The sequence below is a fragment of the Celeribacter ethanolicus genome, from assembly GCF_002407265.1.
GTDB classification, from domain to species: Bacteria; Pseudomonadota; Alphaproteobacteria; order Rhodobacterales; family Rhodobacteraceae; genus Celeribacter; species Celeribacter ethanolicus.
On the sequence record NZ_CP022196.1, the window covers coordinates 3,547,117 to 3,564,307 of the forward strand.

Below are 17,191 nucleotides of genomic sequence, written 5' to 3' on the forward strand. Positions count from 1 at the left end.
AAAAGGTGAGGAGGATTAAAGCGTCACGCCTTTTTCGCGCGCGGATGGGCGGCATCGTAAACTTCGAGCAGACGCGCCCCATCGACCGCCGTATAGGCCTGCGTCGTCGACAGAGAGGCATGGCCCAAAAGCTCCTGAATCGCCCGCAGATCGCCGCCCGCATTCAAGAGGTGCGTTGCAAAGGAGTGGCGCATGGCGTGGGGCGTGACGGAGGCGGGAAGGCCGAGTTGCATGCGCGCGGCTTCCGTCACCTTGGCGATCAGCCGGGGATTGAGCGCGCCGCCGCGTTTGCCGCGAAACAGCGGGGCGTCGGGCGTCATCTCATAGGGGCAAAGCCGGACATACTCGGCTACCGCACGGCGCGCGGCGGGCAGGACCGGCACGATCCGCTCCTTGTCGCCCTTGCCGACGATGCGAATGACCTCGCCCAAAGGCAGGGCATTCCCGGTCAGCGACAGAGCTTCTGAAATCCGCAACCCGCAGCCATAGAGCAGCGTCACCACGGCCACGTCGCGCGCCGCGATCCATGGCTCGTCATGCTGCATCTCGACCGTTGACAGCATATCGCGGGCGGCGTCCGGAGACAGCGGGCGTGGCAGTTTCTTTTGGAATTTCGGCGAGCGGGTGGACAGGATCGCGGTCGGATCGAACCCGTCGCGTTCGGCCAGCCAGCGAGTGAAAGTCTTGACCGCAGACAAGGACCGCGCCAGCGAGCGCGGCGCCACGCCCCGGCTGCGCTCATGCGCCATCCAGGCCCGCATGTCGGTGATCCTGAGCCGGGCGATCTGGGCCACGCCGAAGGTGCCGCCCTCATGCCCGGCCAGAAACGACAGCCAGCCGGAGACATCGCGCGCGTAGGCGGTGATCGTGTGCTCCGAGGCGGATTTCAGCGCTCGCTCGTGATCGAGCCAGCTCGAAAGCCGATCCCGCAAGCCGTCTGAAATCGCGAGGCTCATCCGAGGTAACGGCGCATCATCCGCTCGAACACACCGGCGAAGAAGGCCAGAAGATCGGTGCCCTGCGTCGGGCGGAACATATGCGGGTCCTCCGCGCCGAAGATGAGCAGGCCGGGCAGACGCCCGGGGCCGAGATCGAGCGTCATCAGCGCTTCGGAATGGACGAAGCCGTCACCGTGGATCAGATCGGCCTCGGGCGAGACCTGCCGCAGGGTGACGGGGCGCACGGGCACATTGCGGCCATAGGTGATATAGGTCTCGATGAAACCGGGCTCGGCGGTCAGGAGTACCTTGCCGAGTTTATGAATGGCGGGCTCTTCCTCGGTCACCTTGGTTTCGAGCAGAAGTTTCACGCTGTCGATCCTCAGCGTCTGGGCCACCTCGCCTGAGAGCGCGTTGAGGAATTCGGTGAATTGCGTCGGTTGCAAAAGCTGCAACACGGCGCGGTGAATCTGATTGGTCCCGGCGAGGTTCTCATAGGCGGCGGCGATCACGCCGCGATGGGTGTCCTCGAGCCGCCCAAGCCGCTCTTCGAGCCGCTCCATCGCCAGCCCGCGCAGATCGACCACATTCGCCCCGGTGCTACGCTCATTCGCGGCGATCAGGGCGCGCATCACGTCCAGATCTTCGAGCACCATATCCGGGTCGGAGATGATCTTTTCGCGCAATTCATCGGCCAAGGGCGTGATCGCCCGGGGAAGCTGGGTACTCATGGTGCCTCGTCTACTGTCTCGATCCGCCGGTTTTCCGGTCGTTGTTTCGACTATGCCCGAAAACCGGGGGCGGGCGCAATTGTTTGTGGCCGCAGGCGGGGCCGTCCTCGCGTCAGGCATAAAAAATCCCCCGAACCTGTGGCGCGGGGGACTCTTTGATTTTTCTGAGCGGATCGGATCAGACGATCTTGATCCCGGCGTCTTCGGCGTCTTTCACGAACTGCGCCAGACCCTTGTCGGTGAGAATGTGGTTCGCCATGGCCTTGATCACGGCGGGCGGTGCGGTGATCACGTCTGCGCCGATTTTCGCGCAATCGGAAATGTGGTTCACGCTGCGGATCGAGGCGGCGAGGATTTCGGTCTCGAAGCCGTAATTGTCGTAAACCGTGCGGATGTCTTCGATCAGCTCCAGCCCGTCGAGGTTGATGTCGTCGAGACGACCGACGAAGGGAGAGATAAAGGTCGCACCGGCTTTGGCCGCGAGGATCGCCTGATTGACGGAGAAGCAGAGCGTGACGTTGATCTGATGACCTTCGCCGGAGAGCGTCTTGCAGGCTTTCAGGCCGTCGAGCGTCAGCGGAAGTTTGATCACCACGTTGTCGGCGATGGTCGCAAGCTTGCGGCCTTCGATGACCATGCTATCGTAATCGAGGGCGACGACTTCGGCGGACACCGGACCGTCCACCATGTCGCAGATTTCCTTGGTAACTTCGAGGATGTCACGACCGGATTTCTTGATCAGGGACGGGTTGGTGGTGACGCCATCGACAAAGCCCAGATCGTTGAGCTCGCGGATCGCATCGACATCTGCGGTATCGACAAAGAATTTCATGGGCGCTTCTCCTTTCGCCTGACTGTTAGCGCGTACATAGTGCAATGCGCGCTTCAGAGAAAGGGGGCCATGGAGGGGGAGACTGCAAAAGTGAGGCTGGTTTGCCCCGAGCAAACCTCCTATCTCTGATCCATGGATGCCGATTTCTTCCCCGAAGGCGCGCTTGTCGCCGTGCTGACCACCGAACCCTTGGACCGGACGCTGGATTACAAAGCGCCCGAGGGCGGGGTCGAGCTTGGCGCCTATGTCGAAGTGCCTTTGGGGCCGCGCAAGGTTTTGGGCTGTGTCTGGGGCGCGGGGGCGGGGGGCTTCGATCTCTCCAAGGCGCGCTCTGTCTCGACCGTTCTCGATGTTGCGCCCATGCGCGAAGAAATGCGGCTTTTCCTAGAGAAAGTCGCGGCTTACACGTTGACGCCCATGCCCGCCATGCTGCGGCTGGCGACCCGTGCGCCGGGGCTGATGAACCCGCCGTCGATGCGCAAGGTGTACCGGCGAGGGACTGGCCGCCCGCCGCGCGAGACCGACGCGCGGCGCAAGGTTCTGGACACTTTGGAAGAATACGGCGGGCTGGCCTTTACGCTCAAGGAACTGGCGGATGCGGCGGATGTGACGACGTCGGTGATCAAGGGGCTTCTGCCCTCGGGCGCGATCCTCGAAGAGGACACGCCGCGCGATCTGCCCTATCGCCGTCTCGATGCGGAGGCCCCCGGCAAAGACCTGACCGAGGCGCAATCGGAAGCCGCCGCTGCGCTCCGCGACTCAGTGGCCGCTGAACGCTATTCCACGACGCTTCTCAAAGGCGTCACCGGCTCCGGCAAGACCGAAGTCTATCTCGAAGCCGTCGCCGAATGTCTGCGCCATGGGCGTCAGGCTTTGGTGCTTTTGCCGGAGATCGCGCTGACCTCCGCCTTTCTGACCCGCTTCGAGGAACGCTTTGGCGCACGCCCCGCCGAATGGCATTCGGGCGTGACCATGACCGAACGTCGCCGGGTTTGGAAAATGGTCGGCCAAGGCGGTGCGCAGGTGGTGATCGGGGCGCGCTCTGCGCTTTACCTGCCGTTTCAGAACCTCGGGCTGATCGTCGTCGATGAGGAGCATGACGGCTCCTACAAGCAAGAAGACGGAGTGCATTACAACGCCCGCGACATGGCGGTTTTGCGTGCGTCGCTCTGTTCGGCGGCGGTGGTTCTGGCTTCTGCGACGCCCTCGCTGGAAACATGGGCGAATGTCGAGGCCGGGAAGTACAAGCGCCTCGATTTGGAGAGCCGCTATGGCCCCGCCGTGATGCCCGATATGCACGCGATCGACATGCGGAGCGAGAAACTTCCGGCGACGCGGTTTATTTCTGACGCGCTGGTCGGCTCGGTGCGCAAGCGGATGGAGAAGGGCGAGCAGTCGCTCCTGTTTCTCAACCGTCGCGGCTATGCGCCGGTGACGATTTGCCGGGCCTGTGGCTATCAAATCCAATGCGACCATTGCGATGCGCGGATGGTCGAGCACCGGTTCCTCAAACGCCTCGTGTGCCACCAATGCGGCGAAACAAAACCGATGCCGGAGGCCTGCCCCTCCTGTGGCGTCGAGGGGCGTCTTGCGCCGGTCGGACCCGGCGTGGAGCGGCTGGCCGAGGAAGTGGCGGAGCGGTTCCCGGAAGCGAAATGCGCCGTGCTGTCGTCGGATCTTTTTGCCTCGGCGCGGGCTTTGAAGGAACAAATCCGGCTGATTGCCGAGGGCGACACGGATATCATCATCGGCACGCAATTGGTCGCCAAAGGGCACAATTTTCCGAACCTCACGCTTGTGGGCGTGATCGACGCCGATCTGGGACTGCAAGGCTCCGATCTGCGCGCCGCCGAGCGGACGTTTCAGCTGATGCGACAGGTGGCGGGGCGCGCGGGGCGGTCGGAGAAAAAGGGCGTGGCTTTGCTCCAGACCTATCAGCCGGAGCATCCGGTGATCCGGGCCATTCTCGCGGGCGATGAGGAAGGGTTTTGGCGCGCCGAGGCCGCCGAACGCAAGATGGCGGGCGTGCCGCCCTATGGCCGGATGGCGGGGATTATCCTGTCGGGGCCGGATTTGGCTGTGGTCTCCGATGTTGCCAATCATCTGGCGCGCATTGCCGGGCCTTTGCAGCGGATAAACGCCCAGCTTTTCGGCCCGGCACCTGCGCCGATTGCGCGGGTGCGCGGGCGGCATCGCATACGGCTCTTGGTCAAGGCCGACAAAAGCGCGCCGATCCAGGTGGCGATTTCGGAGTGGATCGGGCAGGTGAAACTGCCCGCCAATGTGCGTTTGCAGGTTGATATTGATCCGCAATCGTTCTGGTGAGGGTGAGGGGCGCTGCCCCTCACTTGGCGCGGGTTCCCCGCGCCAAGCTCACCCGGGGATATTGTTAGACAAAAGAAGCATTAACAGGCCAGTGCGGGATCTGCCTGTTTGTCGATCAGAAGTGTTGTGGCAATCGCGCCGATCCACATGCAGAACAGCGCGAGCCAGGCTGTGGCGGCGAAGACCGAGCTGCCGGTGACGCCATTGCCGATGGCGCAGCCGCCCGCCAGCATCGCGCCGAAGCCCATGAGCACCGCCCCGATCATCGAGCGGCGCATGACGGGGACGGAATCGAAGCTTTGCCAGCGGAATTCACCCGCTATCATCGAGGTGGCAAAAGCGCCGATCACCACGCCCGGAACGAGGCCGACGTCGAATTCCAGAACGGCGTTGCGGTCGAGAAAGAACATCAGCGTGTTGGCCGAGGGGCCGGAGAAGGTGACGGAGGAGACCGGCACGGGATCGAAGGCGACCTGCGCCAGTTGCCATGTGAGATACCAGCCGACGGCGACGGCAAAGCCCACGCCCGAGGCGAAAATCCATGTTTTCGGCCCGATCTGGTTTTTGACGGCGAGAAAGAGCGCGAGGGCCGCAAAGGCGAGGCCGAGGGCTAGGCCGGAGCCGCTTGGAAGGTGAAGTGCGTTCAGGAGATTGACGTTTTCGCTCCCGGTGATCGAGAGCGAGGCGAGCCGGTCGCGATAAGGCGAGAGGATGCCATGGAGGCTCATCTGGGCGGTGACGGCGAAGATCAGGCCCGAGACAACCGAGCGCAGATTGCCGGTGGAGGCGAGCACGAGCAAACGTCCCGAACAGCCGCGCGACATCACCATACCCGCGCCGAACATCAGCCCGCCGATGATCGCCCCGGACCAAGACCCGGGCACCGCCATGACGCGGGCGTCGGCTTCGCGGAACAGGCCCATAAGCTGGGCGCCTTGCACCCAGACGATGGCGGTGGAGAGCGTGAGGAACCAGACGGCGACCTTCGGGCCGAGGCGACCTCGGGCAAACTCGACCGTGGCTGCGCGCAGGCAGAACTGCGAGCGTTGCGCCGAGACGCCGAAAATAAGCCCGGTCAACAGGCCGAACAGAGCGGTCGTCGGGCTTTCCCCGATACCCTCGACAAGGGTCAGAATATCCATGGTTTTTCTCCTCCTTCCGCACACAGATTTCGTGCAAGTTTAAAGGGCTCTGTTCGCGATGCAACGATTTGGCTTTGATCAGGTTTCATGCCAATGTAATCAGTAATGCCGCAGGTATTGGAAGGCGAAGTGTTTTGAGATCGTTGTTTTCTCAGTTGCGAAACTATGCGCGAAGAAAGCGCGATGTCGGGAGGCAAATAAGACGAGATTCCGCCGAGACCAAACGGCGGGGCTCCGACGCGATTAACATGCGCCGCATGGAAGAAGCGCGGATTGCCAGGTGGGTCCGTGACAAGGGGGCGGATATTTTCAAAACCCGGGAAACGGCCCAAACGGCTTATTCCGTTCATCAGATGTGGACATGCAGGGATTGCAAGGGGGAGAACGAACGGTTTCTGGACGAGGTTGCCGGTCATCTCGAAAGCGTGCGTATGGAAATTCCGTTTTCATGTATCTGGTGTGGGGGGAAGGATACGTGGGGCTCAAGTGTGTCGTATTCTGGTGTGTCGCCGGAGGCGCTGGCCTATTGGATCGCACATGAGGATGAGTACTTCCTTTCTCAGGATGAAGATTTGATCCTTGCAGAATATGATACGCAGGCGCTCCTTGAGGCATTGGAACTTTGTGAGCCAAACGAAACTCGGTCTGCGAAAGGGCTGGATCTTGTGTCAGCACTCCTGGTCCAGTTTCGCGATGGGGACTGCACGGTACAGGAGGAGCCCATCTTGCGCGAGTGGTTGACTCACAACCGGGAGCGCTGGGATCACAATGGGCTTTGGGAGTATCTGCGTGAGGATGTGATCAGGAAACTCGGGAGCTGAGCGTTCGCACTCGGCACCCTGTGCAGGAAATCTCTCTGGGCAGGTCTCACGGCGTCTTTTATTGCGTATACATGAAAAACGCTCCCATCTCCCTCTCCGACGTCTCCCACCTGCCGCGCTGGCGGCGGCCGGAGTCCCTGTTGTTCCTGATGGCCTTCGCCATGCCTGTGGCTTTTGCCACATGGAACGCGCTTCTGAACAATTTCGTCATCGAAGTGGCGGGTTTCACCGGCGTTCAGATCGGCTGGCTTCATACGGTGCGGGAAATTCCCGGTTTTCTGGCCATCGGGGTGATCGCGCTGATCATGATCGTGCGCGAACAGGTTCTGGGCGTGGTGTCGCTCCTGCTTCTGGGGGCGGCGACGGCGGTGACTGCCTGGTTCCCCTCATTGGGCGGGATCCTGACCATCACCATGCTCTCCTCCATCGGCTTTCACTATTACGAGACTGTGAACCAGTCGCTTCAGCTTCAATGGTTGCCGAAAGAGCGGGCGCCGATTGTGCTCGGGCGTCTGTTGGCGGCGGGCTCGGCGGCCTCTCTGGTGGCCTATGGGCTTTTGGTTCTGACGTGGAAGACCTTCGATCTGTCTTACAATCTGGTCTATCTGGTCTCGGGCGGGTTTACCGCGCTCGTGGCGCTCTTCGCGCTTTATGCCTATCCGCAGTTCGAAGCGCCTAATCCGCAGGCCAAGAAGCTCATTCTGAAACGCCGCTATGGGCTCTATTATGCGCTTCAGTTCATGGCAGGTGCGCGGCGGCAGATTTTCGTGGTTTTCGCGGCCTTCATGATGGTCGAGAAATTCGGGCTTGGCGTCGAAGAGATCACCGGCCTGTTCCTGATCAACTATCTCGCCAATATGATCATCGCGCCGATGATGGGGAAGATCGTCTTCATCAAGGGGGAACGTTTTGTCCTCATGCTCGAATATATCGGGCTGACGCTGGTGTTCCTGGCCTATGGCGGGATCTACTGGCTCGGGTGGGGCGTGCTCGTGGCGGCAGCACTTTATGTGATCGACCACATGCTGTTCGGTCTGGCTTTCGCGCTCAAAACCTATTTCCAGAAGATCTCCGACCCCGAGGACATCGCCCCGACTGCGGCTGTGGCTTTCACGATCAACCACATCGCGGCGGTCTTCCTTCCTGCGCTTCTGGGCTATCTCTGGGTGGTGTCTCCGGGGGCGGTGTTCGGCCTTGCGGCGGCGCTGGCGATGGGGTCGGTGGGGCTGTCCGCGCTGATCCCGCGGCATCCGGAAAAGGGCAATGAATGGCGTCTTTTGCCGCGCGTGCGTGAGGTGGCTCCGGCGGAGTGAGCCTCCGGCCATTCGTGTGTGATGACGGGACGATTGGCGCAGGGCCGATTGCGGACTATATTGCAGGACAAACCGCACATACGGAGGACTGCCATGTTTGCCGCTCTGACCAGGAAACTCACCATGCCCACGCCCGATGAAGCGTTGCCGGGGCGTCCCGACGCGATCCCAACGGCGGAAGAGCATTTCGTTCTGCATGTGCCGCTTGTGACACCGGTGCCCGAAGGCTGCGCGGAGGCGGTGTTCGGTATGGGCTGTTTCTGGGGCGTCGAGCGCATCTTCTGGCAGGTGCCGGGCGTGGTGAACACGGCGGTGGGCTATACCGCGGGCTATACGCCGAACCCGACCTATGAGGAAGTTTGCTCCGGCAAGACCGGCCACAACGAGGTGGTGCGCGTGGTCTACGATCCCACAAAGGTGAGTTACGCGACGCTTTTGAAGACCTTCTGGGAAAACCACGATCCGACCCAGGGCATGCGTCAGGGCAATGACCGCGGCACGCAGTACCGCTCGGGCATCTACTGGGCCTCTGACGCGCAGCGCCGTGAAGCGGAGGCGAGCCTTGCGGGCTATAACGTGTTGTTGCAGGACAAGGGGTTCGGTGCGATCACGACCGAAGTTCTGCCCGCGGGCGAGTTCTATTTTGCGGAGGACTATCATCAGCAATATCTCGCGAAGAACCCGAATGGCTATTGCGGCATTGGCGGCACCGGGGTGAGTTGCCCGGTCGGTTTGACGATGGAGCGCTCCGTGCAGTGGAACGAAGAGATGGAGCGGCCCGACAGTCCCGCGTAGTTGGGCCAGAACCGGCGGCGGGTTGTGAAAATCCCGCCGGGCGGCTAAGGCAGGGGAAACCACCCAGGGAAAACCTCCTAGGGGAAACCCAAGTCCGGAGTGCCGCCATGCCGACCTTTACCGCTTTCACCAAGACCAAGGGCAAAGCCCCCGCTGAAGCCATCGGCGACGCGCTCGAATTTCTCGATCCGGAACCGACCGGCGTCGGTGTCTTCGAGATCGAGGACGGATCGGGCCTTTGGGAGGTCGGCGCCTATTTTACCGAAGCCCCCGACGAGATCGCTCTGGCGCTTCTGGCTAAGGCCAACGATGCGCCGGATTTCGTCATCTCCGAACTGCCGGAAACCGATTGGGTCGCCAAGGTGCGCCGCGATCTGGCCCCTGTGGAGGCCGGGCGCTTTTATGTCTACGGCTCGCATGACGCCGACACGCTGCCCGCCGACAAGATCGGCCTGCTGATCGAGGCGGCCATGGCCTTTGGTACCGGGCATCACGGCACCACGCTTGGGTGTTTGAAAGCGCTCGATCATCTGATGGCGGAGGGGCAGAGCTTCGACAACGTGGCCGACATCGGTTGTGGCACGGCTGTGCTCGCGATGGCGGCGGCGAAGATCTCTGACAAGACGGTCTATGCCTCCGACATCGACGAGGTGGCGGTCGAAGTGGCCGAAAGCAACGTGCGGGCCAACGATCTTGCCGGTCGGGTGATCTGTCTCGAAGCGGCCGGGTTCAATCATCCGGTTCTGTCGGAGAAAGCGCCCTTCGATCTGGTCTTCGCCAATATCCTCAAGGGACCTCTGGTGGCGCTCGCTCCCGACATGGCGGCGAACGTGCGACCGGGCGGGCATGTGATTCTCTCCGGGATTCTCAATCCGCAGGCCGATGAGGTTGTCGAGGTTTATACACGCTCCGGATTTAATCTTGTGGAGCGCCAGGAGATTGTTGACTGGACGACGCTAACGATGGTGCGAACTGCCTAAAATCAAAGGCAAAAACCTCCTTCTCGCCCCGTTTGCCCCAATTTCGCCACATTTCGCCGCAAGAATGTCTCAGTCGGTGGGGGCCGATGTTCACGAGGAGGCTGCCATGGCTTATGCCGGTTCGCAGCAATTGGAGAAACGGCTCACTCGCATTGAGGCGCGCAGGCGCGCGCTCAAGCGTGGCGCGGTTTATTCGGTTAACCAGGATGGTCTTATCATCGCCCGCCCGCGTCGTCGCGGGATGCGGCGGCCGCTCTATCTGGTGTTTTTCGCCCTTGCCGGGGTGATTGCCTTCAAGGCGGCACTTTATGCGAGCCTCGGAGCTGCGTCTTATGCGATGCGGGTTGATGAACTGGCGCAGGGGACGGCGGTTGAGCGCGCCGCGGCCTGGGTCATGCATGCCGACCAGATCACCGTCTGGCTGGCGCTTCAGGGCAAAATGCTTCTGAGCTGAGAAATATTCATCGGGGGTCGGATGGCTGTTTCCCTCCATGCCGCCCGATCCCTGCCACGTCAAAACCCGCACCGCCCTCCGGTGCGGGTTTTCACTTTTTATATCTGCTCGCGGCGGAGCCTCCGCAGTGGGTGGGCTGATCGCCGGTCATGCGGTCGCAGGGCTCGCCACCTTTGGCGGCGGATCAGCGCTCCGGTGGAAACGAGGGGCTTCAGGCAAACCAGCCTTGGCAAATGTTCTCGTTTCGTGCTAACCAATTCGTAACGAATAAAACGAGCAGGTGAGACCATGCGTGTGATGGGCATCGACCCCGGGCTGCGCAATATGGGTTGGGGCATCATTGATGTCGCAGGGCCCCGTATCAGCCATGTCGCCAACGGCATCTGCCGCTCGGCCTCTTCCGACGATCTCGCCACGCGGCTTTTGTCGCTCTTCGATCAGCTCACCGCCATCGTCGAGACCTACCGTCCCGACAGCGCCGCCGTCGAGCAGACCTTTGTCAACAAGGACGCCGTCGCGACGCTGAAACTCGGCCAAGCGCGCTCTGTTGCGCTTTTGGTTCCGGCGCGTGCGGGCATTCCCATCGGCGAATATGCCCCCAACGCGGTGAAAAAGACCGTCGTCGGCGTCGGCCACGCCGCCAAGCAACAGGTCGAACATATGATCAAGCTGCAATTGCCCGGAGCGAAACTCGAAGGCCCGGATGCCGTTGACGCCTTGGCCATCGCGATCACCCATTCCTATCACGCGCAATCCTCCTCGCGGCTGCAAGACGCGCTTAGAAAGGCCGCCTCATGATCGGCAAACTCACGGGTGTCATCGATTATATCGGCACGGATCATGTCCTGATCGACGTGCGCGGCGTCGGCTATATCGTCTATGTCTCAGAGCGCACGCGGATGTCGCTGCCGGGGCGCGGTGCGCCGGTCGCGCTTTACACCGATATGCTGGTGCAGGAGACCAATCTGCAACTTTTCGGCTTCACGTCCTTGTTGGAAAAAGAATGGTATCGCCTGCTGATTTCCGTTCAGGGCATCGGCTCGAAAGCCGCCATGGCGATCCTTGGCACGCTTGGACCGGAGGCGACAGGGCGGGCGATTGCGCTGGGCGACTGGACGGCGGTCAAAGCCGCGCCGGGCGTCGGGCCGAAGATTGCGCAGCGTGTGGTCAATGAGTTGAGAGATAAGGCGCCGACGGTGATGTCGATGGGCGGCAAATTGTCGGAGGCTTTGGAAGCGCCGGAGACGGTCGAGGTGATTGAAAGCAACGCGCCCGCCGCCAAACCCGCGCCGAAGAAAGCGCCCGCGAAGGCCAATGCATCGGCAGAGGCCGAAGCCCTGTCCGCCCTGCAAAACCTCGGCTATTCTCCGTCGGACGCAGCGCAGGCCGTGGCGCAATCTGCCCAAGACGCGCCTGAGGCGGACACCTCCATCCTGATCAAAGCTGCGCTGCGCCTGCTTGCGCCGAAAGGGTAAGAGATGGAAAGCCCCGATCCCACTTTGCGCCCCGAGCGCCAGCCGCAGGATGCCGACCGTGCCCTGCGCCCGCAGGCGCTTGAGGAATTCATCGGCCAACAGGAAGCCCGCGCCAATCTGCGTGTGTTCATCGAAAGCGCAAAGATGCGCGAAGAGGCGATGGACCATGTGCTGTTCCACGGCCCGCCCGGCCTCGGCAAAACCACACTGGCACAGATCATGGCGCGCGAGTTGGGCGTGAATTTCAAGATGACCTCCGGCCCGGTCTTGGCGAAAGCGGGCGATCTGGCGGCGATCCTGACGAACCTTGAGGCGCGCGATGTGTTGTTCATCGACGAGATTCACCGGATGAACCCGGTGGTCGAAGAGGTGCTTTACCCGGCGATGGAGGATTTCGAGCTCGATCTGGTGATCGGCGAAGGCCCCGCCGCGCGCACCGTGCGGATCGAGTTGCAGCCCTTTACGCTTGTGGGGGCGACCACGCGGCTTGGGCTTTTGACCACACCTTTGCGCGACCGTTTCGGCATTCCGACGCGGTTGCAATTTTACACCACAGAAGAGCTGCACGAGATCGTCACCCGTGGCGCGCGACTTTTGGGCGTGCCTGCGGATGCGGACGGGGCGCATGAGATCGCCAAACGGGCGCGCGGCACGCCCCGGATCGCCGGGCGGCTTTTGCGCCGGGTGGTGGATTTCGCGGTGGTCGAAGGCGACGGGCGGATTACCAAATCTCTGGCCGACGGGGCGCTCACGCGGCTTGGGGTGGACCTTATTGGCCTCGATGGCGCGGACCGGCGGTATCTCGGGATGATCGCCGAGAATTACGGCGGCGGGCCCGTGGGTGTCGAGACCTTGGCGGCGGCCCTCTCCGAGTCCCGCGATGCGATTGAGGATGTGATTGAGCCCTATCTTTTGCAGCAGGGTCTCATTCAGCGCACCCCGCGCGGACGGATGTTGACTCAGAAGTCGTGGAAACATCTGGGGCTTGAGGCTCCGAAAGCGCCGGACCAGTCGGACCTGTTCGGAAAGTGAGTATTTGCGGCAGCAAAGGAAACGGATGGGGTTGACCTTTCCGGGGCGTTTGCGCGCAAATGGGTCGAATTCCTTTGAGGTGAGGGGCCATGCGTCTTTTCGTTCTGTCGTTCGTTCTGAGCGCTTTGCCGTGTGTCGCTTTGGCGGCAGACCGGGTGGAGACCTCGGTGGGCGTGGCCGAGATCTTGCCGCTCGGGCCGTTTGACACGGATGCGCTTTATCTCGCGGATGAGGCGGTCGATTTGCCGCAAGCGGCGGATCACCTCGACATTGCGGCGCAGGATGGGGATGTGTTGCTGATCCTCTTGGCCTCCGGCGGGACGGGCTGTCCGAAGCAATGGGTTTATGTCGATGCCGGGAGCGAGCCGGTTTGGGTTTCTGACATGTTCGGGACCTGTCACGACGACGGCAAAGCCTTGGTGACAGAGCGCGGGATCGAGGTGATCTCTCCGGCGACGGAGCCAGGTCAGAGTGGGGATGTGCGCTATTGGCTCGTGGGGCATGAGCTTCATGAGGAGCTGGGCCCTCCGAAATCGCTGGGCTTTACGCAGGTCGCCGAGTGGCAGGGGCAGCATCCGAAGCTTTTGGTCAACGATCCGGCTTGGGAGGGGCGGTTTCTTGCGACCGTAGGGCCGGTGGGCCTGCTCGATCTTCGGGCGCTCTTTGAGCAGGCGAGCTTGCTGGAGTGGCAAGGCGACTGGCTTGTGGCGAGTGGTTGCAAGACCGATGCCTGCGGTTCTCTCGAAGGCGCCTTGGCGATGAGCCGGGATGGGCATGCCATGGTGGCGGTGATCGACCGTTCGGAATTTGAGCCGCCCGCGGGGCTGCGGTTTTATGGCGATGCCCAGAACCAGCCGCTGCCGCAGGCGATCATTCAGGTGTTTGTCGATCACACCGAGTGAGATTTAGCCCAGAAGGTGTCCCATCTGCGCCACGGCCAGACGGTAGCCATTGATCCCGAACCCGGCCATGACCGCATCGGCGCGCATCGAGACATAGGAATGATGGCGGAAGGCCTCGCGTTTGTGGACCTGGCTGATATGGACCTCGATCACCGGGCCTTCGAAGGTGTTGAGCGCGTCGAGAATGGCGACCGAAGTATGCGTGTAGGCCGCCGGGTTGATGACGATGCCGGCGGCTTTTTCGCGGGCTTCATGGATCAGCTCGATGATCTCGCCCTCATGGTTCGACTGGGCGAAAACCACGTCGAGGTCATTCGTTGCGGCCTCGGCGGCACAAAGCGCCTCGACATCTTCGAGCGTGTCATGGCCGTAAATCTCCGGTTGGCGTTTGCCCAGAAGGTTCAGGTTGGGACCGTTCAGGATGTAGATCGTCTTGCTCATGATGTGCCTCGTCTTGTCTGTGCCGGAGGTTACGCGGGGCAGGGGTTGCCGCGCAAGTCGCGCTGTAGCAAAAGGACGGCAAGAGACGCGAGAGGGCCACATGAGCGAGATCACACCGGAACGTATCGAAGAGTTTTTCACCCGTTCGAACGGCGACTATGTCTTTGCGCGCTGGGGGCGGCCGATTGCGCCGGTTGTCTTTGGTGTCGAGGAAGAGACGCTGGTGACGGTGAAATCCGCCATCGAAGCCTGTGTCGCCATCGCGGGGCACCGGATCGAGGAAATGGACCCGGAGTTGGGCAGCAACCTCATGGTGTTTTTTCTGTCCGATTGGGCGGAGCTGTTGGACGTCCCGCATATGGGCGATCTGATCCCCGATCTGGAGGCGCGGGTGGCGGCTTTGCAAACGCGTGGTGCGCATCAGTACCGTGCGTTTCGGTTCGACGACCAAGGTGCGATCAAGGCCTGTTTCACCTTCGTGCGCATGGGCGGCGCGATGGATGAGGTGCCTGCCGAGGTGATCGCACTCAGCCAGGCGGTACAGGCGATGTTGTTGTGGTCGGATATGGAATTCACTCAGGACAGCCCGCTGGCCGTTGCGCCCGAGGGCACGGTGGTGCGCCCGGATGTGGCCAATGTGCTGCGTGCGGCCTACGATCCGATGCTGCCCAATGCTGCGCGGGAGGCGTCACACGCGCTCAGGCTCTATGCGCGGGTCATTGCGGGATGACAGGCCGGTGAGAGTCTTTGTCGGCATTCCTCTGCCGGAAGATTTGCGCGATCGGCTTGAAGAACTGGCGGCGGGGCTTCGGTTCGGGCGGGTCGTACCGGCGGAGAATATGCATATCACGCTCGCGTTTCTCGATGAGCAGCCGGAAGAGCTTCTGGCCGATCTGCACGAGGAACTGTCCGGGCTGTATCTGTCTGCGCCTGAGATCGCCATCGACGGGCTCGACCTCTTCGGTGGCGACAAGCCGCGCCTGCTCTTTGCCGCCGTGCGGCCAAATGAAGCGCTCAGCGATTTGCACAAGAAAGTCCGGCAGGCAGCGCGGGCGGTTGGCATCGAACTGTCGCACGAAAGGTTCCGCCCGCATGTCACCCTGCGCCGGTTTCAACGGCTGGGCTTTGGCGAGCGCGATGAGTTGGAGCGATTTCTGACGCAACAGGGCGCTTTTCATGTCCCGGCTTTCCGTGCTGCAAGTGTCGAGATGGTGCAGTCGCACCTCACGCATGAAGGCGCGCTTTATGAGACCCTTGCGAGCTATCCGCTCGGCCAATAGGGTCGTGACCAAAACGAAAGGCCAAGACGATGACCCACAGATTTCCCGTCCATGTCTATTACGAGGACACCGATCTCGCGGGCATCGTCTATTACGCCAATTACCTCAAGTTCATCGAACGTGCGCGGACCGAATGGGTGCGCGATCTGGGCATTGATCAGGTCAAGCTGAAGGAGGAGGATGGGATCGTCTTTGCCGTCCGCCGGGTCGAGGCGGATTACCTCGCGCCTGCGAAATTCGATGACGATCTCACTGTGGAAACCGCTTTGGAGGCCATGACAGGGGCGCGGATCGTGATGACCCAGGTGGTCAAACGCGGCGAGGATGTGCTGTTTTCGGCACAGGTGACCATCGTGGCGCTCACCGCAACCGGTCATCCGGCGCGTCTTCCGGCAAATCTCCGCCGAAATCTGCACTGAACTGTCGAAATTCCGCAAATTCCTGCCTCGCCTCACATGTTCGTGTTGGCGCTCCCCCTGACGATGCGATAGAATCGGGGGTAATGATGAGAGCCGTGCAAATGCGGCCCATAAAGGCGATTAAAGAGCAGGTTCATGGACCAACAAACCCTTGCGATGGCGCAGGAGATCGACTTCTCCTTGCTCGCGCTTTTCATGCGCGCCACCTTCACCGTGAAAATCGTGATGCTGATGCTGATCGTGGCCTCTTTCTGGTCATGGTCGATCATCATCCAGAAATTCATTTCCTACAAAAAAGCCCGTGCCGAGGCGGCGGCTTTCGATCAGGCCTTCTGGTCGGGCGAGCCCTTGGATGAGCTGTATGACCAGATCTCCGGCGGGCCGATGTCTGCGCCGGAGCGGGTGTTTTCTGCCGGCATGACCGAATGGCGGAGGTCGCATCGCGCAGATGGCGGGTTGATCGCAGGCGCCCAGTCACGGATCGACCGGTCGATGGATGTGGCGATCGCCAAAGAGAGCGAAGAGATGACCAAAGGTCTGTCCTTCCTCGCGACCGTCGGTTCCACCGGGCCGTTCGTTGGTCTCTTCGGCACGGTCTGGGGGATCAAGACCGCGTTTGAGGACATCGCCATGGCGCAGTCCACCAACCTCGCCGTCGTGGCGCCGGGGATCGCGGAGGCGCTTTTGGCAACCGCGCTTGGTCTTCTGGCCGCTATTCCGGCGGTGATCTTCTACAACAAGCTGAACGCCGACAGCGAACGTATCCTTGGCGGCTACGAGGCCTTTGCCGACGAATTCGCCACCATCCTGTCGCGCGAGCTGGACAGTTAAGATGGGTGCCGGTGTCATTCAGAAATCGGGGGGAGGCGGTCGCAGAGGGCGCCGTCGTCGCCCCGCCGCGATGAGCGAGATCAACGTCACGCCTTTCGTCGACGTCATGCTCGTTTTGCTGATCATCTTCATGGTGGCCGCGCCGATGATGACCGTGGGTGTGCCCATCGAGCTGCCGGAAACGGCGGCAACGGCCCTGCCGCAGGAAGAACAGGAACCGCTGACCATCACGCTCACCGCCGATGGGCAGGTTCTCTTGATGGCGAACGAGACCCCCGAAGAGGATCTTGTGACCAAGCTCAAAGCCATCGCCGCCGAGCGTCAGGACGATAAAATCTTCCTGCGCGCCGACGGATCGGTGCCCTACGCTCGTGTGGCTCAGGTGATGGGCGCATTGAACGCGGGCGGGTTTCGCTCCATCGGTCTTGTGACCGAGCAGGGCGGGCCGCGTCTCGACGGGTCCGGAAACTAAGGGGCAAA

20 protein-coding genes are annotated in these 17,191 nt (G+C 61.7%); 15 read left to right on the plus strand and 5 right to left on the minus strand.

Features of this window, described 5'->3' with window-relative positions; genetic code table 11:
* Positions 1–23: 23 nt before the first annotated feature.
* From CEW89_RS17385 to fsa, 3 genes are all read right to left on the minus strand, one after another.
* The gene (locus CEW89_RS17385; protein WP_096806750.1) at positions 24–956 is read right to left on the minus strand and encodes a tyrosine recombinase XerC; all 933 of its coding nucleotides are present in this window, start codon (positions 954–956) and stop codon (positions 24–26) included.
* Entirely contained in the window at positions 953–1,669 is a 717-nt protein-coding gene (locus CEW89_RS17390; protein WP_096806751.1) for a DUF484 family protein, read from the minus strand. The genes CEW89_RS17385 and CEW89_RS17390 overlap by 4 nt, the downstream gene beginning before the upstream one ends.
* Positions 1,670–1,847: 178 nt before the next feature.
* Positions 1,848–2,501: a fructose-6-phosphate aldolase gene (fsa, locus tag CEW89_RS17395; protein ID WP_096806752.1), complete on the minus strand. Its 654-nt coding sequence runs from the start codon at positions 2,499–2,501 to the stop codon at positions 1,848–1,850.
* Positions 2,502–2,633: 132 nt separating this feature from the next.
* On the opposite strand from fsa, the gene CEW89_RS17400 reads away from it, so the two are divergent.
* Positions 2,634–4,826, plus strand: coding sequence for a primosomal protein N' (locus tag CEW89_RS17400; RefSeq protein WP_096806753.1), 2,193 nt, complete (start codon positions 2,634–2,636; stop codon positions 4,824–4,826).
* Between the two features lie 80 nt (positions 4,827–4,906).
* On the opposite strand, the gene CEW89_RS17405 is transcribed toward CEW89_RS17400, so the two are convergent.
* Positions 4,907–5,968 (minus strand): YeeE/YedE family protein, encoded by a 1,062-nt coding sequence (locus CEW89_RS17405; protein WP_096806754.1) that lies wholly within the window; start codon positions 5,966–5,968, stop codon positions 4,907–4,909.
* 248 nt (positions 5,969–6,216) lie between these two features.
* Here CEW89_RS17405 and CEW89_RS17410 point away from each other — a divergent pair, with 248 nt between their 5' ends.
* The 9 genes from CEW89_RS17410 (at position 6,217) to CEW89_RS17450 (ending at position 13,740) form a co-directional block, all read left to right on the plus strand.
* On the plus strand, positions 6,217–6,789 hold the full coding sequence (locus CEW89_RS17410; protein WP_157779907.1) for a hypothetical protein: 573 nt from the start codon (positions 6,217–6,219) through the stop codon (positions 6,787–6,789).
* Positions 6,790–6,860: 71 nt separating this feature from the next.
* Positions 6,861–8,102: an MFS transporter gene (locus tag CEW89_RS17415; RefSeq protein ID WP_096806756.1), complete on the plus strand. Its 1,242-nt coding sequence runs from the start codon at positions 6,861–6,863 to the stop codon at positions 8,100–8,102.
* Positions 8,103–8,195: 93 nt separating this feature from the next.
* Positions 8,196–8,897, plus strand: coding sequence for a peptide-methionine (S)-S-oxide reductase MsrA (gene msrA / locus CEW89_RS17420; protein ID WP_096806757.1), 702 nt, complete (start codon positions 8,196–8,198; stop codon positions 8,895–8,897).
* A 107-nt stretch (positions 8,898–9,004) separates the two neighbouring features.
* Positions 9,005–9,877, plus strand: a complete 873-nt coding sequence (locus tag CEW89_RS17425) for a 50S ribosomal protein L11 methyltransferase (protein WP_096806758.1) — start codon at positions 9,005–9,007, stop codon at positions 9,875–9,877.
* 106 nt (positions 9,878–9,983) lie between these two features.
* The gene (locus tag CEW89_RS17430; protein ID WP_096806759.1) at positions 9,984–10,331 is read left to right on the plus strand and encodes a hypothetical protein; all 348 of its coding nucleotides are present in this window, start codon (positions 9,984–9,986) and stop codon (positions 10,329–10,331) included.
* 288 nt (positions 10,332–10,619) lie between these two features.
* The gene (ruvC, locus tag CEW89_RS17435) at positions 10,620–11,129 is read left to right on the plus strand and encodes a crossover junction endodeoxyribonuclease RuvC (RefSeq protein WP_066705966.1); all 510 of its coding nucleotides are present in this window, start codon (positions 10,620–10,622) and stop codon (positions 11,127–11,129) included.
* Positions 11,126–11,806, plus strand: a complete 681-nt coding sequence (gene ruvA / locus CEW89_RS17440) for a Holliday junction branch migration protein RuvA (protein WP_096806760.1) — start codon at positions 11,126–11,128, stop codon at positions 11,804–11,806. Before ruvC ends, ruvA begins: the two co-directional genes overlap by 4 nt.
* A 3-nt stretch (positions 11,807–11,809) precedes the next feature.
* The gene (gene ruvB / locus CEW89_RS17445; RefSeq protein WP_066705962.1) at positions 11,810–12,838 is read left to right on the plus strand and encodes a Holliday junction branch migration DNA helicase RuvB; all 1,029 of its coding nucleotides are present in this window, start codon (positions 11,810–11,812) and stop codon (positions 12,836–12,838) included.
* An 89-nt stretch (positions 12,839–12,927) separates the two neighbouring features.
* Positions 12,928–13,740: a hypothetical protein gene (locus CEW89_RS17450; RefSeq protein ID WP_096806761.1), complete on the plus strand. Its 813-nt coding sequence runs from the start codon at positions 12,928–12,930 to the stop codon at positions 13,738–13,740.
* Between the two features lie 3 nt (positions 13,741–13,743).
* Here CEW89_RS17450 and aroQ read toward each other — a convergent pair whose 3' ends face one another.
* Positions 13,744–14,181, minus strand: coding sequence for a type II 3-dehydroquinate dehydratase (gene aroQ / locus CEW89_RS17455; RefSeq protein WP_096806762.1), 438 nt, complete (start codon positions 14,179–14,181; stop codon positions 13,744–13,746).
* 100 nt (positions 14,182–14,281) lie between these two features.
* Here aroQ and CEW89_RS17460 point away from each other — a divergent pair, with 100 nt between their 5' ends.
* The 5 genes from CEW89_RS17460 (at position 14,282) to tolR (ending at position 17,183) form a co-directional block, all read left to right on the plus strand.
* Positions 14,282–14,911, plus strand: a complete 630-nt coding sequence (locus CEW89_RS17460; RefSeq protein ID WP_096806763.1) for a hypothetical protein — start codon at positions 14,282–14,284, stop codon at positions 14,909–14,911.
* 7 nt (positions 14,912–14,918) lie between these two features.
* Positions 14,919–15,461, plus strand: coding sequence for an RNA 2',3'-cyclic phosphodiesterase (gene thpR, locus CEW89_RS17465; protein WP_157779909.1), 543 nt, complete (start codon positions 14,919–14,921; stop codon positions 15,459–15,461).
* Positions 15,462–15,490: 29 nt separating this feature from the next.
* A complete protein-coding gene (gene ybgC, locus CEW89_RS17470; protein WP_066705953.1) occupies positions 15,491–15,880 on the plus strand; it encodes a tol-pal system-associated acyl-CoA thioesterase in 390 nt (129 codons plus the stop codon).
* A gap of 135 nt (positions 15,881–16,015) precedes the next feature.
* Positions 16,016–16,711: a protein TolQ gene (tolQ, locus tag CEW89_RS17475; protein ID WP_066705951.1), complete on the plus strand. Its 696-nt coding sequence runs from the start codon at positions 16,016–16,018 to the stop codon at positions 16,709–16,711.
* Position 16,712: 1 nt separating this feature from the next.
* Positions 16,713–17,183: a protein TolR gene (gene tolR / locus CEW89_RS17480; RefSeq protein ID WP_066705949.1), complete on the plus strand. Its 471-nt coding sequence runs from the start codon at positions 16,713–16,715 to the stop codon at positions 17,181–17,183.
* Positions 17,184–17,191: the final 8 nt, after the last annotated feature.

Bases quoted from the DNA above. Each gene is read 5' to 3' on its own strand.
- CEW89_RS17385 (WP_096806750.1), bottom strand. From the start codon at position 956: ATGAGCCTCGCGATTTCAGACGGCTTGCGGGATCGGCTTTCGAGCTGG.
- CEW89_RS17390 (WP_096806751.1), bottom strand. From the start codon at position 1,669: ATGAGTACCCAGCTTCCCCGGGCGATCACGCCCTTGGCCGATGAATTG.
- fsa (WP_096806752.1), bottom strand. From the start codon at position 2,501: ATGAAATTCTTTGTCGATACCGCAGATGTCGATGCGATCCGCGAGCTC.
- CEW89_RS17400 (WP_096806753.1), top strand. From the start codon at position 2,634: ATGGATGCCGATTTCTTCCCCGAAGGCGCGCTTGTCGCCGTGCTGACC.
- CEW89_RS17405 (WP_096806754.1), bottom strand. From the start codon at position 5,968: ATGGATATTCTGACCCTTGTCGAGGGTATCGGGGAAAGCCCGACGACC.
- CEW89_RS17410 (WP_157779907.1), top strand. From the start codon at position 6,217: ATGCGCCGCATGGAAGAAGCGCGGATTGCCAGGTGGGTCCGTGACAAG.
- CEW89_RS17415 (WP_096806756.1), top strand. From the start codon at position 6,861: ATGAAAAACGCTCCCATCTCCCTCTCCGACGTCTCCCACCTGCCGCGC.
- msrA (WP_096806757.1), top strand. From the start codon at position 8,196: ATGTTTGCCGCTCTGACCAGGAAACTCACCATGCCCACGCCCGATGAA.
- CEW89_RS17425 (WP_096806758.1), top strand. From the start codon at position 9,005: ATGCCGACCTTTACCGCTTTCACCAAGACCAAGGGCAAAGCCCCCGCT.
- CEW89_RS17430 (WP_096806759.1), top strand. From the start codon at position 9,984: ATGGCTTATGCCGGTTCGCAGCAATTGGAGAAACGGCTCACTCGCATT.
- ruvC (WP_066705966.1), top strand. From the start codon at position 10,620: ATGCGTGTGATGGGCATCGACCCCGGGCTGCGCAATATGGGTTGGGGC.
- ruvA (WP_096806760.1), top strand. From the start codon at position 11,126: ATGATCGGCAAACTCACGGGTGTCATCGATTATATCGGCACGGATCAT.
- ruvB (WP_066705962.1), top strand. From the start codon at position 11,810: ATGGAAAGCCCCGATCCCACTTTGCGCCCCGAGCGCCAGCCGCAGGAT.
- CEW89_RS17450 (WP_096806761.1), top strand. From the start codon at position 12,928: ATGCGTCTTTTCGTTCTGTCGTTCGTTCTGAGCGCTTTGCCGTGTGTC.
- aroQ (WP_096806762.1), bottom strand. From the start codon at position 14,181: ATGAGCAAGACGATCTACATCCTGAACGGTCCCAACCTGAACCTTCTG.
- CEW89_RS17460 (WP_096806763.1), top strand. From the start codon at position 14,282: ATGAGCGAGATCACACCGGAACGTATCGAAGAGTTTTTCACCCGTTCG.
- ybgC (WP_066705953.1), top strand. From the start codon at position 15,491: ATGACCCACAGATTTCCCGTCCATGTCTATTACGAGGACACCGATCTC.
- tolQ (WP_066705951.1), top strand. From the start codon at position 16,016: ATGGACCAACAAACCCTTGCGATGGCGCAGGAGATCGACTTCTCCTTG.
- tolR (WP_066705949.1), top strand. From the start codon at position 16,713: ATGGGTGCCGGTGTCATTCAGAAATCGGGGGGAGGCGGTCGCAGAGGG.